Consider the following 13,689-nt stretch of genomic DNA (forward strand, 5'->3'; position numbering starts at 1 on the left):
TTGCGTGAGTTTTTGTTCTATTCAGGGACAGGTTTCAGGTCGGTTCGGCTGCCGCGGGGGCCAGGCCATTGCCGGTCGTCACAGGAGCCGATCTTGGATGACAACATAAGCGACAACAAAGCCGCAATGGCTGGGAGCGGCAATCCGGCAGCCGACATGCGCATGTCCATCCCCGCGCTCGCCAGGAGCGGGGCGGTCGCTGGTGTGATCAAGCTCGCCAGTGCCGGCCTGTCGTTCCTGATGTTCGTGGCCGTGGCGATGGTGATGGACGAGCGGCAGTTCGGCCTCTACAGCGCCACCTATGCTGGCGCCAGCCTGGTTTCCTTCTTTGCCTCGGTCGGCCAGCAGAGCACAGTGCTCAGATTCTGGCCGCAATATGTCGGCCTCGGCGACCTCAACTCGGCACATGGCATGATGGCCCGCGCCATCGTGGTGGCATTGATGGGGCTTGTCGCCTCCAGCCTGCTCATCCTGGTGGCGGGTTTTTTGCCGTTCGCCAGCAGCGGCACGCCGGAGTGGCTTTCGCTGTGCCTGGTTGCCGCGGTGCTGTCGCTCTCGCTCGGCTGGTCGGAATTCACCTCCGGCGCCTTCCGCGCCAAGAATGCACTCATTTACGGCCTGCTGCCGCGCGACATCATTTGGCGGGCGGCGACCATCGCCGCCATGCTCGGCTGCCGCTTGCTGCATGTCGAGATGGGTGCGGTCGCGGCGACCTTTCTGACCGCCGGGCTGCTCATCCTTTCGGTCGTGCCGCAGACCGTGCTTCTGCTGCGCGACACGTCGCGCGCCGCGCGTGGCCCGCTGACGGAAGACCAAAAAAGCGAATTCAAGACGGTAACGCTCGGCCTGTGGGGCGTCACCTCGCTGCCGCCGGCGCTCGGCCAGGTCAGCACCTTGCTGGTGGCCATGATCCTGGGGCCGGTGCCGGCCGGTGCCATCTTCGTCGCCGACCGCACCACGCGGTTCGTGGCCCTGGCGCTCAACGGCATCAACCAGGCGCTGGCGCCGCAGATTTCAAGCGCCTTCTACAGCGGCGACAGGGCGCATGTGCAGCGCATCACCAGCCTTGCGGCACTTGGCAGCTTTGCCATCGCGCTCTGCGTACTGGCGGCGTTCTGGCTTTTCGGCGGCTTCATCCTGTCCATTTTCAATTCGGCCTATGACACGCCGACCATGCGTACGACGCTCGTCATCTTCGGCATCGGCGCGACCTTCGCCACCGCTTGCGGTCCGATCGAGATATTGCTGCAACTGACCGGCCTGCAGCATGCGCTGTTCAAGGTGCTGATCGTCGTCAACGTGCTGGGGCTCGCCGCGACGGCTGTGACGACCTACTATTTCGGGCCGGTCGGCGCGGCGGTCACTATCGCCGGAACGGTGATTGCCTGGACTGCCATCGCAGTCTCGATCGCACGGCGTCGAATAGGCATAAACCCTTCCATCTTCGGCCTCGCGATGAGCAAGGCGGCAGCCGTTTCCCGCCCTGTGCTTAGAGACCGTACGTGAAGATCGTGCAGGTCCAGACGCAGGCAGAGGCGGCCGGCGCGCAACGCGTTTCCGACATGGTGGGTGAAGGATTGCGGGCGCGTGGCCATGATGTCCGCACCGTCTTCATGTACCGCAAGACCGACGCCTTCGACCACGACGCCAGCGCCGATTTCATCCTCACCGAGCCGCCAAAAGGCTTGCTGGGACAAATCCGGGCGACCATCGGACTGGTGAGATATCTGCGCAAGGCGCGGCCGGATGCCGTCATAACCTATCAGCACTATGGCAACATCTTCGGCACGATTGGCGCGCGACTGGCCGGGGTCAGGCACATCGTCGCCAACCAGAGCGGCGCGCCCCACACCAGGGGCACCATGGGCCTGCTCTCCCGGATCGACAAGCTGATGGGAGTGACCGGCCTTTACCACGCAAACATCGTCAACTCGGCCTGGACCGAGGCGCAATTCAATCATTATCCGCAAGCCTACCGGCGGCGTCTCCACCGCATCGATCATGGTGTTCCGGCACCGCGTGAGCAATTCGACAAGGCGGCGGCGCGTGTCCGCTTCGGCTTGCCAGGCGATGCATGGCTTGCCGTCTCGTCCGGGCGGCTGACACGGACGAAGAACCAGATCGCGCTGGTCGGGGCACTTGAACGGTTGTCCGACATCCACCTGGCACTTGCCGGCGTCGGACCGGAACTCGAGACGCTTGTCACCTTTGCAAGGGAGCGGGGCGTGGCGGACCGGTTGCATCTGGTCGGTGAAGTTCCGCCGGCACAGATTTTCGAATTCCTGGCGGCAGGCGATGTCTATGCGTTCCCGTCGACGAGCGAGACCTTCGGTCTTGCCTGTGTCGAAGCGGCGATTTCCGGGCTGCCGGTGGTGGCGAGCAATCTTGCCGTGATGCGCGAGGTGCTGACCGCGCAAGACGGCGAACCGGCTGCGATCTTCGTGGAGGCCAACGCCACCGGCATGGCCACGGGGCTTGCCGAGATGATCGCCAGGCCGGAGCTTATGGCCAGGCTTTCGGCGGCCGGGCAGCGGCTCAACGACAAGTACTCGCCGGCCCAGATGTGTGCCGGCTATGAGGCGCTACTGCTTTCCTGAACGCTTCCGCACCGCCGCGATCCCGTCGATCACTTCCAGCCTGCCGGCGCGGTTGAGCGTGTGGATTTTCGGATATCGCCAGTCGCCGTCGGCGATGATCGGCCGGGGTGCTGAAAGCCGCACTGTCTGCCGGTCTAGCTGCAACAGCTCGGACAGGCCGAGGCCGCCGCCGTAGCCGAGCGTTCCATCCTGGACGGGAAGGACGACGCGTCCGTTTGGGCCGCGAACGAAAGCGCCGCCCGGACGCGCCATGCGGTGGTCGATCAGGATCGGATTGCCGGCATGCGGCGTCCAGGGGCCGGTGAGGGCGGGGGCTGAAAACACCACCAGCGTATCGGAGGTGCTGCCGTAGCCGTCGCGATCGGTGGCGAACAGCCAGAGCAGCCCGTCATGCCCAAGCAGGGTTGCGTCGGAAATCTCGCCCTCGACCAGCACGGTCTCAGCGGTCCAGCGGTCCGGAAAGCGGGAAGCGCGATAGAGGGTGAGCTTGCCGCTGGCGCTGGCTTCGGGAAGCATCCAGATCACCCCGTCATGCTCGAACACCTGGGGATAGGAGAGGTGGTGCGGTTCCTCCAGCACCACCCGTGGCGCCTCGGGAACGCCGTTCGCATCAAAGGCAACGACCGAGATGACAGCCTTGCCGGTGGCATGAGGATAGTCCTCGACGAACAGGAACGACCGGCCCTGCCATTCGAATGGGAACGGATCGGCGTAGAAATGGTCGCCGGGGTCGGGCAGCACCGACCAGCCGCTGCCCAGCCTGCCGGTTTCCGCGACGCCGGGGGCATCGGCAAAGCGGAAGCCGACCCGCCAATGCGCGTGGCGATAGCTGACGCGCCGGATGATTTCACGGCCAAGCTGCGGCAGCGCCGAGCCGAGATAGTGGGGCAGGAATTGCGTCGCCGGACTGCTACCGGCTTCAGACGACGGTTCATTCTGCATGGGCCGGCCGTCGGCAAAAGCCTTCGCGAGCGAGACGATCAGGGTGATGGCGCGTGCAAGCACATCTTCCGTACCAAGCGCCACCGATTCCCGCTTGTCCACCATCGGTCGTGCTTGGCCGACCACTTTTCCATCAAGGACGGCCTCGATCACAGGCAACTTTCCGCGCGCGATCGCTGTCGCCACTGCAAGATCAGACCGAGACCCGTCGAACAGGAGGCCAATGGTTGGAACATCGGATCGCGGCGTATTGCCGGCAAGGTCCAGCCTGAGCGCTGCCGGCCGGCCGGCCGGCTGAACCGGGATCTCGTTCAGCGCTGCGGCCAGATTCGGACGGCGGCGCCGAAACAGGCGCTGTTCGAAAGCGAAAGCGGCTTTGGCCGACCCTGACCAGCCCGGCATTCCCGGTTGCTGCAGCACGGCAACATCGTGGCCGTCCGACTGAAGCCGCTCGACGACAATCTTCTGCCACAGGCGCGGTCCAGATTGCGGAACAATGACGTCGATTGCCAGCATGTCGTACCAGTTCGCGCTTGTATCGGGACCCGGCCTGGACATTTGAAAAGCGATGACCGGTACATACAAATGACTGACTGAAAAAACTTACCTTGCCGTTACTTGGAGGTCTGGCCGTCCGCTTTATGGGAAGATCTTAACCCATCCTGCCGACCAGCCGCCGGATGCTGGATTGACCAGAGATATGCAACCACCGCCTGAGGTCCTGTATATACCAAGTTTCCAACATTCCATGCGTCGACCTTGACGTGGAAGACAAGACAGCGTCGATAGACCATGCCCAGCCGGTTCGGACCATAAATGTTTGAAGTCACTGTCGAGGATTCGTTCGATTTTCGTTCGAAGGAATATGCCGAGCTTTTCGCCAGCTCGGCTGCGACCGCTTTTCAGCACCCCATTTGGCTCGCCCTGCTGTACGAGAAAATCGTCGGGCAGGGTGCGGCCACGCCGCTGATCATCGTCGTGCGCATAAGCGGAAGACTGGCGATGGTCCTGCCGCTGGTCAGGCGTCGCTACACGCTCTTGAAAGTCGTGGAATTCGCCGACATGCGCGTTTCCGACTACATATCGCCGGTCGCGGACGAGGAGACGTTTTCGCGAATCGTGGCAGACGGCCCCACAGTGGCCGCCATCCGAAAACGTCTGAAGCCCTATGATCTGCTGCGCATCGGCAAGCTGGCCGACCGCTCGCTTGCAATCGAGCGCCTGTTTGGCATCGACAAGCGTGAAAGCATGGGCATGAGCGCCTATTCCAGCAAGCTGGAAGCGACATTCGCGGCGTGGCGCGAACACCAGCTCGACAATTCCTATCGCAAGGAACTCGACAAGAAGGCGCGGCAGCTCGGCCGGATGGGCCAGGCGCGTTTTGAATGTTCCGACAGTATCGACGCCATCCGGACGACGTTCGATGCGCTCAAATTGTACCGCGGCAAGCGCTTCGACGGCAGCGACGGCCCCGCCGACCTGTTGCAGTCGCCGTCCTATTTCGAGTTCTATATGGCTGTGGCGGCCGAGGGATGTGGCGGCTTTGCGCGCACCTACACGTTCTGGATGGATGATCGTGCTATCGCCGGCGCGCTCGGTCTCGCACATCGCGGCTCGCTGCTGGTCATTCTCGGCGGCTTCGACGAGGCGGGTTACAGGAAGCAGTCGATCGGCAGCCTCATGTTCGAGCAGATCGCCCGCGACTGCATCGAGCGCGGCGACCATTCGCTCGACTTCACGATTGGCGATGAGCCCTACAAGGTTACCTTCGGTGGCCGGCCATCGCCGATGTGGCAGATTTTCAGGGCCGGCAGCCCGCTCGGCTATGCCGCGCACATGACCGTCGAGAAACTGCCGGCGGCCAAGGCTCTGGCGCGACGGTTGGTCGGTGCGCATGGCAAGAAGCCCAAGCCCGACCGTACCGTAGTGCCGCAGGCGCCCAGCGATGAGGCGGCTGGATCCTGACGTCCGAATGCCTGCGATCAGGTCGCGGCTTCGATACCGGGCTTTCTGAAACCGCGCAGCCTGGCCGCGAAAGCGGGGCTGAGATTGGTGATCTTCTGCATCACGCGACGACGGCTGAAATGAAGCTGCCGGCGCGCGCGCCAGCGCAGATCGGTGTCGATGGTCAGGCTGCGGCGGAACTCAGCCATATGCAGACCATGTTCATCCATCGCCAGCTTTGCGGGATCGTCGTAGAACGTAGCGATCTTGGCCGCCATCATCCCGGGCGAAGCCATCCACTGCGGCACATGCACCGTGCACAACCGTTCGACATCGGTGAGCAGTCGGCTGACGCCGGTTCCGGCGGCCGGGCAGGATGTCTGATAGGCATCGCCGATCAAAACGACACCATCGCGCACGCAATTCTGCGCCACGGTGATGTCGGTGAGCCAGTTGTCGACCCGGTTGATGACTTCGAAATCGCCGAACGCGTTGACCAGCCCCGGCAGCGTGTCGATGAGAGTTTCCCGCGGACGCTCGCGCAGCGCTTTCACCCAGGGATCACGGTGATCGCGAAAGACGAACAGATTGGCGCGCGTGACGTCGGCGGCGGGAAACAGGTTGAGGTAATCGATGCCGTCAGAGACCCCGCCGTAATAGGTGAGGGCCGGGTGCTTGAAGGCGCTTGCTCCGACCGGGCGCAGATTGAAGCCGAAGGTCAGCGACTGCTTCTGGTGAACGAAATGGCGCTCGATGCCAAGGTCGCGTTTCAGAATGTCACCCATGCCGGTGGCCAGCACGAGCAGCCGCGCCGTCACGTCGTGATGGTCGAGGATCGACACACGCTGGCGGTCCGCTCCTGTCTCCAGCCCGTTGACGCGGCCGGAAATGAAGCGAACGCTTTCCGGCAGTTCGGCGCGCATGGCGGCAACGAGGTCATCGTAGAAAATTCCGTAGTGGCGCGCGTGCGTGCGATCGAGAAAGCGTCCCCTGCGGATGTTGACGATCTCATCGAAGGCCACGGCCGCCGTCGAAAGCTTGTTCAGAAGGCCAAGCCGGCGCAGTTTTTCAATCTGGTCGCCGGCGACTTTCTCCACACGGAATTCCCTTGGGAAGACCGAATGGCGATCGATCAAGATGACGCTGTAACCGGCCCGTGCGAGCACATTCGCCGCAATGGTGCCGGAAAGTCCGGCGCCGACGATGGCGATCTCGGCATCGGTTCCTTCGGGCAGCGGGCTGCGGCGATGCTCGGCCGTCATTTGGAGTACCTCAATATGGCATAGACGGCACGGGGACTGGTCGTGAAGTAGCGCCAGAAAAGCCGGCGTGGCTCCATCATCGCACGCCAGAGCCACTCGAAGCCAGCCTTCTGCACCCATAGCGGCGCGCGCCGAACCTTGCCGGCGATATGGTCGAAGAGCCCGCCCGAGGTCTTGATCAGGCCGACATTGTGGAGCCGCGATGCATAATCACGGATAAAGATCTGCTCGCGCGGCACGCCGAGGCCCAGCCACAATATGTCGGGCGCAAGCGCGTTGATCTCGTCGAGTTTCCTTTCGAGTGCCTGGCCGGTCAGAAAGCCGTGACAATTCCCGGCGATGCGCAGGCGGGGGTATTTGGCGCTGATGCGGGCGACAGCTTTGTTGTTCTCCGCCTCCGTCGAGCCCAGCAGGTAGAACGTCGTACCTTCCTGTTCGGCGAGCTTGGCCACATCGTGGAACAGGTCCGTGGTGGCGACCCGCTCCGGCAGGTGCAGGCTGCACAGCAGGCGCGAGGCAAAAACCAGCGGCTGGCCATCGGCGAAGATCTGGTCGGCCTGACGAAATACCCGGGCGACTTCCTTGTCCTGCCCCACCTGGGCGATGACATCGCCATTGGCGGAGGTGAAATAATAGGGACGGGTGTTGGGCAGGTGCCCGCGCGCCGACGTGATCATCAGCCGGGCGGCGTCCTGCCGGTCGATCACGGTGATCGGCAGGCCGCCGAGCACAACAGTCGGCAAGGCGGGAAGCTGCGCGCCGGTCGTCACGCCTGCAGGTCCGGTCTCGCCAAGCGAACGGGGATGGGAAGCCTCACCTGTTGCGGACGCCTGGGCGCGCGGCGAATCCGCTTCGCGGATCGCGCTCTTACCCCCTTGAGACTTTTTTGAAACGTCGCGCATCGTGTGGAAATAACCCATTTCGAAGTATTCTAAGTAAACTGAGGGGAAAGTTAAGCGATACGTTAATAGTTAGTTAACGCGTAGATTTTTCATAAAATATGTAGATAAATCAATGCGTTGCTTTGCTGCTGCGAAGCGCTGTCCAAATCGCGAAGATCGAACCATCCCAGGCCAAGGTTGCTTTTTGGCCCTGGAGCATAAAAATCCAATGGGATCAACGCGCTCTTTGCATTTTGTCGGCCGACAGAATTCGATGGCGGTGTGGGGAGTTTGGCGTTGCGACCGCTTGCGCAGCCGCAGGACGACATCGAAATGTCAACGCGGCCTGCGTCAAGAAAAGGCCGATGAGAGCCGCGTTTCCGTCGTGTTCCGTGGATAGCGATTGCTTTAGATTGGAGGTCAGAGGCATTAACCGATCTAACGCTTGCAAGCAACCGCCGCTAGTAAACTATGTATTTCTGGTTGCATTTACTTGCAGACATTGTTCTCGTGCCATTCGACGCCGCTGCTTGTCGCAACCTGCTTCGCTCTGTTGGCCTGCCCGCGATACCGGTCGCCGAAGAGCAGGCGCGTCGTGAGGCAGGCGGACCGAAAATCCTTCCAGCCTATCCCTTAGACGGATGCCCATTGCGGCGGGAATGCCTTGTCGTCGAGTGCGGCGCAAGCGCCAAATCCTGTGGACCGGCTTGATTGAAACGCTGCTTGATTCAGGCACCGCGTCGGAGGATACCGAATGGATCAAGCATGGAGTCCGGTTTGCCAGCGGTTGTTTCGCAACCGGTCGTCGCGCTGCTGACGCGGGCCGCGATCTTTCTTGTCGTTACGCTCAAATCCGGCCCGAACACGACGCGATCGCACGCGGCTTGTGTGCCGATCTTTCCGCACTCAAGCGCGCGGTCGGCTTTCGTGACCTCGAGGGCGGGTTGTCCTGTGTCATGGCAATTGGCTCCGACGCGTGGGACCGTTTGTTTGCAACCCCAAAGCCCAGAGATCTGCACCCGTTCCGCGAGATCCGAGGTCAGCATCACGCTGTTTCGACGCCGGGCGACATGCTGTTTCATATCCGTGCGGCGCGAATGGACCTCTGCTTCGAACTGGCGACACAGATCATGGCGCGGCTTGGCGGCGCCGTCGCCACAACGGTCGAGGTGCAGGGCTTCAACTATTTCGACAACCGCGATCTGATCGGTTTCGTCGACGGTACCGAGAACCCCGTGGATCAGGGCGCAATCGACGCCACGATCATCGGCGACGAGGACCCTGGCTTTGCCGGCGGCAGCTACGTGATCGTGCAAAAATACCTGCACGATCTGGCGCGCTGGAACGAGGTGCCGGTGGCGGAGCAGGAAAAGATCATCGGCCGGACCAAGCTCTCGGACATAGAGCTGGACGATGCGGTCAAACCGACATCGGCGCACAGTGCGCTGACCTCGATCACTGAGGATGGCGAGGAGTTGGAAATCCTGCGCGACAACATGCCGTTCGGCGATGCGGGGAAGGGCGAGTTCGGCACCTATTTCATCGGCTATGCCCGTTCGCCGCGGCGCATCGAGCAGATGCTGGACAACATGTTCATCGGCCGGCCGCCCGGCAATTACGACCGGCTGCTCGACTTCAGCCGGGCGGTGACCGGCTCGCTGTTTTTCGTACCGTCGGCGACAATCCTCGACGATGTTGCGGCGGATGCGGCCGCTGCACCGCTGTCCACCCAGCCCGAGAAAACGGATCAACCCCAGTCGCGCCCGCGCGACGGCTCACTCGGTATCGGATCTCTCAAGGATGTGAGGCAGACATGAACACGCTTTATCGGGAACTCGCTCCCATCTCGGACGGTGCTTGGGTGCAGATCGAGGACGAGGCGTCCCGTACCCTCAAGCGCCATCTGGCGGCTCGGCGCGTGGTCGATGTCGTCCTTCCGGCTGCTGACGTCAGAGGCCTGCGTGAGAGTGACCGCGAAGTCGCAATGGCCTGGCCGCAAGATCGGCCGGGGTATCACTCGGTGAAGGAACCGTCCTTGTGGCGCCATGCATCGAGAACCTGATCTTGCACGGCAAGCGGCTGTTCGGCGCCCGTCCGGTGTGCCGATACACGACCGGGCGCCAGCGATGCGGCCCGATGAGGTCGGCCTTGCGATGGTGGAGCGTTTTGCTTCCCGACTCGGCAGATTGCCGGGATAGGGACTCTGTCCCTACGGCGTCGACCGCCGCGTTGATGGCGCGAGCAATTGCGATCAGAAACGCTCGCGATAGGCGCGCGGGTTGGTGCCCAGGACGCGCAGAAAGCCGCGCCGCATCGTTTCTTCCGAGCCGAAGCCGCAGCGGCGTGCCGTCTGGTTGACGGGCTGGCCGCGCTCCAGCATCCGTCGCGCCGCCTCGATCCGGATCTCCTCGATGGCGCGGGCGGGTGTGCGGCCCGTGGCCTCGCGATAGCGTCGCGAGAAACTGCGCGGGCTCATATTGGCGTGGTCGGCCAGTTGCGTCAGCGACAGGTCGCCGGCAAGGTTTTCGAGGATCCAGCCATGCAGCATGTCGAAGCGCCCGTCGCCTAGCTGGAGCTTGAGGGTCTGGCTGAATTGCGCCTGGCCGCCGGGACGTTTCAGGAAGACCACCAACTCGCGCGCCACAGCCAGCGCCGTGTGCCGGCCAAGATCGGCCTCGACGAGGGAGAGGGCGAGATCGATCCCCGCGGTGACGCCGGCCGACGTCCAGACATTGCCATCACGAATGAAGATCGGATCGGGTTCGAGGCGCACCGCCGGAAAGCGCCGGGCGAACTCCGCGCAGCGTCCCCAGTGGGTCACCGCGCGACGGCCGTCGAGCAGGCCTGCCTGCGCCAGCAGCATGGCGCCGCTGCAGACAGATGCGGTTCGCACGGCATTGCGCGAGCGGCCAGCGATCCATTGGACCAGTTCGGCATCGTCGCAGGCCGCGTTGACGCCCCATCCGCCAGGCACGACCAGTGTGTCGATCTCGCCTCCCTGCGCCGGCAGCGTCGCAGCCTCCAGCACCAGACCGGCCGATGTCCGGATGCGCGGCGAAGCGGCTACGACCGTGACCTCGTAGGGAGCAGGCTCGCCCGCCTGCCGTTTGAAGTCGTTGGCGCTGGCAAAGACCTGAAGCGGTCCGCTGACGTCGAGGAGCTGGACGTCGGGATAGGCAAGCACTTCGATGCGGCGCATTGGGTTTGGCCTGAAACGAGGGGTGAATGGCAATCACGCCAAAACATGATGGGCTAGATTGCCGGAAGTCAACCCAGGGAGATTTTCCATGCCCCTTCGTTTCGGCATCCTCGTATTCCCCAACGTCCAGCAGCTCGACCTCACCGGCCCCTATGAAGTCCTGGCAACAGCCAGGGGCGCGGAAGGGGAATTGATCTGGAAGGATCGCAATCCTGTGATGTCCTCGACAGGGTTGTCCCTCACGCCAACGGCGACCTTCGACGATTGCCGGCCTCTCGATGTGCTGTGCATTCCGGGCGGGGGCGGGGTCAACGCGCTGCTGGAGGACCAGACAGTCCTCGACTTTGTCTGGGAGCGCGCGGCGCAGGCGCGCTACATCACCTCCGTGTGCAGCGGCGCGCTGGTGCTCGGCGCGGCCGGACTGCTGAAGGGCAAGCGGGCAACGACGCACTGGTATGCACATGATTTCCTTGAAGAGTTCGGGGCCATCCCTGTCGATGAGCGTATCGTGGAGGACGGCAAGCTGATTACCGCCGGCGGCGTCACCTCCGGGATCGATTTCGGGCTGGCGCTGGTTGCGAGGCTGCTTGGACAGGAGGAGGCCGAGATCGTGCAGCTCTCGCTCGAATATGCCCCGGCTCCTCCTTTCCAGTCGGGCACGCCCGCCGACGCTTCGTCTGCCGTGCTGGCGCAAGCAAAGGACCGGCTTTCGGCCTCGAGGCGGGTTCGGGAAGAAATGTTCGCTCGCTGGCGCGAGGCTCGCGCGGCCGCTGCGCCGGCTCGCATCCACGGCTGAAGCGGCAAGGCCGAAGGCGCATATCTCTGGCCTTCGGCCCTGCCGCGTTTCGCCTGTTGACAGCTCCTATCATTCGTGCAGAAATTGGTTGGACCATTGAACCACTTGGATTTCTGCTGGCGTGACCGAATTCAGCCTTCCGCCGATCCAGACGACGGCCCGCGACGATGCCGTGTTGAAGGCGTTGGCCGGCTTTGTCATGCGCGAAAAGCTGGAGCCTGGTGAGAGGCTGCCGACCGAGCGTATCCTCGCTGAGCGCCTGAAAGTCAGCCGCAACACGGTGCGCGAGGCGCTGACGCGCTGGGAAGGGCTCGGCCTGGTCGAGCGCCGGCAAGGCTCCGGCACCTATCTCAAGGCCGCGGTTTCACTAGATATGCTGCACATGCCGCTGACGCTGGCCGGCGGCAATGATTTCACCGGGCTGATGCGCACGCTGGAAATCCGCCGGGCGCTCGAAGCGGAAGCCGCCGCCCTTTGCGCCATTCGCGCCGACAAGGACGATCTCGCCGAGATCGAGCGCAAGCTCGACATCATGGAGGAAGAGTTTCTCAACCGGGCCGGCATGTCGTCGGAAGAGGACTGGGAATTCCATCAGGCGATCTACCGCGCCTGCGGCAATCCGCTGTTCGAGCAGATCATCGCCGCCATGCATGAGCTGTTCCACCGCTTCTGGGAACATCCGCTCGGTGTGCGTGATTTCGGCCACGCCAGCTTTCCCTACCACCGCACCATGTTCGACTGCATCGCCGCGCACGACCCGGAAGGCGCCCGGGCCGAGGCGCTGAAGCTGATCGCCACCGTCGAGGACGATTTGAAGCGCGGCGCCGCCAACCTCAAACTTTCGGACCGCAAATGAACGAGCACGGCTTCGACCCCGGCATTTCCGGCAGCGACTATCTCGCCGAGGCGGCGACGCTTCTGGCGCATGACGATCCGTTCCCCGGCAATGCCGTGGTGCCGCCGATCTACCAGACCTCGCTGTTCACCTTCGGCAGCTATGCCGAGATGGCCGACACCTTCGCCGGCCGCCGCAAACAGCCGATCTATTCGCGCGGCGACAATCCGACGGTGATGGAATTCGAGGCGCGCGTTGCAGCGCTCGAAGGCGCCGAGGCCGCGCGCGGATTCTCCAGCGGCATGGCGGCGATCAGCTCTACCGTGCTCGCCTTTGTCGGCGCCGGCGAGCGTATAGTTGCGGTGCGCAACTGCTATGGCGACGCCTACAGGCTGTTCGAGCGGCTGTTCCCGCGCCTCAACATCAAGGTCGACTATGTCGACGGTTCCGATCCGGACGCGGTCGCTGCGGCACTGCCGGGCGCGAAACTGCTCTATCTGGAAAGCCCGACCTCGATGATGTTCGAGCTGCAGGATTTGGCGCATCTGACGCGGCTGGCGAAAGAGCAGGGCATCGTCACCACCATTGACAATTCCTGGGCAACGCCGGTGTTTCAGAAGCCGATCCTGCACGGCGTCGACCTCGTCTTGCACTCCGCCTCGAAATATCTCGGCGGCCACAGCGACACGGTTGCTGGCGTGGTCGCGGGCTCGGCTGCTCACATCAAGCACATCAACGACCAGACCTATTCGCAGCTCGGCGCCAAACTGTCGCCCTTCGAGGGCTGGCTCTTGCTGCGCGGCCTGCGCACGCTGCCACTGAGGCTGCCGCACCACATGAAGAGCGGGCTCACCATCGCCGAGCGGCTGAAGGCACATGACAAGGTCGAGCGGGTCAATCATCCCGCCTATTCCAACCATCCCGGCAAGAAGACGCTTGCCGGCTATGCCGGGCTGTTTTCCTTCGAGGTGACGGAGGATGTCGACATTCCGGCTTTCGTCGACGCGCTGAAATTCTTCCGCATCGGCGTCAGCTGGGGAGGCCATGAAAGCCTGGTCGTGCCGGCAAAGGCCTCGCTCGAGCAGACGCCGGGTCTCAATTCGATGGCGCGCTTCGGCGTCAGCCCCCGAACCATCCGCTTCAATGTCGGATTGGAAAGCGTCGAGGATCTTTGGGCCGACATCGCCCAAGCCTTCGACAAAAGCAGAGTCTTCGACAAAGCAAAAAAATAAC

The 13,689-nt window shown here is 63.1% G+C and carries 10 protein-coding genes and 2 pseudogenes; 8 read left to right on the plus strand and 4 right to left on the minus strand.

The features are described 5' to 3' along the window. The first annotated feature begins 93 nt into the window (after window positions 1-93). A complete protein-coding gene (locus ACWGTO_RS10190; protein ID WP_454574730.1) occupies window positions 94-1,506 on the plus strand; it encodes a lipopolysaccharide biosynthesis protein in 1,413 nt (470 codons plus the stop codon). After that, window positions 1,503-2,597, plus strand: coding sequence for a glycosyltransferase family 4 protein (locus tag ACWGTO_RS10195; RefSeq protein WP_454574731.1), 1,095 nt, complete (start codon window positions 1,503-1,505; stop codon window positions 2,595-2,597). The genes ACWGTO_RS10190 and ACWGTO_RS10195 overlap by 4 nt, the downstream gene beginning before the upstream one ends. Here the strand turns inward: ACWGTO_RS10195 and ACWGTO_RS10200 are convergent. Further along, window positions 2,583-4,097, minus strand: coding sequence for a glucosamine inositolphosphorylceramide transferase family protein (locus tag ACWGTO_RS10200; protein WP_454574732.1), 1,515 nt, complete (start codon window positions 4,095-4,097; stop codon window positions 2,583-2,585). The genes ACWGTO_RS10195 and ACWGTO_RS10200 overlap by 15 nt on opposite strands. A gap of 258 nt (window positions 4,098-4,355) precedes the next feature. Between ACWGTO_RS10200 and ACWGTO_RS10205 the strand changes: the two genes are divergently transcribed. After that, the gene (locus ACWGTO_RS10205; protein WP_454574733.1) at window positions 4,356-5,504 is read left to right on the plus strand and encodes a GNAT family N-acetyltransferase; all 1,149 of its coding nucleotides are present in this window, start codon (window positions 4,356-4,358) and stop codon (window positions 5,502-5,504) included. Between the two features lie 17 nt (window positions 5,505-5,521). On the opposite strand, the gene ACWGTO_RS10210 is transcribed toward ACWGTO_RS10205, so the two are convergent. Next, the gene (locus tag ACWGTO_RS10210) at window positions 5,522-6,745 is read right to left on the minus strand and encodes an FAD-dependent oxidoreductase (protein WP_454574734.1); all 1,224 of its coding nucleotides are present in this window, start codon (window positions 6,743-6,745) and stop codon (window positions 5,522-5,524) included. Next, window positions 6,742-7,476, minus strand: coding sequence for a WecB/TagA/CpsF family glycosyltransferase (locus tag ACWGTO_RS10215; protein WP_454574735.1), 735 nt, complete (start codon window positions 7,474-7,476; stop codon window positions 6,742-6,744). The genes ACWGTO_RS10210 and ACWGTO_RS10215 overlap by 4 nt, the downstream gene beginning before the upstream one ends. A 915-nt stretch (window positions 7,477-8,391) precedes the next feature. On the opposite strand from ACWGTO_RS10215, the pseudogene ACWGTO_RS10220 reads away from it, so the two are divergent. Both ACWGTO_RS10220 and ACWGTO_RS10225 read left to right on the plus strand, forming a co-directional pair. Continuing rightward, window positions 8,392-9,443: pseudogene (locus tag ACWGTO_RS10220) on the plus strand (Dyp-type peroxidase). Beyond that, window positions 9,440-9,565, plus strand: a pseudogene (locus ACWGTO_RS10225) (encapsulin); the annotation flags it as partial. The pseudogenes ACWGTO_RS10220 and ACWGTO_RS10225, both read left to right, overlap by 4 nt. 312 nt (window positions 9,566-9,877) lie before the next feature. Here ACWGTO_RS10225 and ACWGTO_RS10230 read toward each other — a convergent pair. Next, window positions 9,878-10,825, minus strand: coding sequence for a GlxA family transcriptional regulator (locus tag ACWGTO_RS10230; RefSeq protein WP_454574736.1), 948 nt, complete (start codon window positions 10,823-10,825; stop codon window positions 9,878-9,880). An 88-nt stretch (window positions 10,826-10,913) separates the two neighbouring features. On the opposite strand from ACWGTO_RS10230, the gene ACWGTO_RS10235 reads away from it, so the two are divergent. The 3 genes from ACWGTO_RS10235 (at window position 10,914) to ACWGTO_RS10245 (ending at window position 13,688) form a co-directional block, all read left to right on the plus strand. Further along, complete coding sequence (locus ACWGTO_RS10235; RefSeq protein ID WP_454574737.1) at window positions 10,914-11,621, plus strand: DJ-1/PfpI family protein; 708 nt, start codon at window positions 10,914-10,916, stop codon at window positions 11,619-11,621. Between the two features lie 121 nt (window positions 11,622-11,742). After that, a complete protein-coding gene (locus ACWGTO_RS10240) occupies window positions 11,743-12,477 on the plus strand; it encodes a FadR/GntR family transcriptional regulator (protein WP_454574738.1) in 735 nt (244 codons plus the stop codon). Then, complete coding sequence (locus tag ACWGTO_RS10245) at window positions 12,474-13,688, plus strand: PLP-dependent transferase (RefSeq protein ID WP_454574739.1); 1,215 nt, start codon at window positions 12,474-12,476, stop codon at window positions 13,686-13,688. The genes ACWGTO_RS10240 and ACWGTO_RS10245 overlap by 4 nt, the downstream gene beginning before the upstream one ends. Window position 13,689 lies beyond the last annotated feature (1 nt).

The organism is Mesorhizobium sp. PL10, assembly GCF_053714315.1.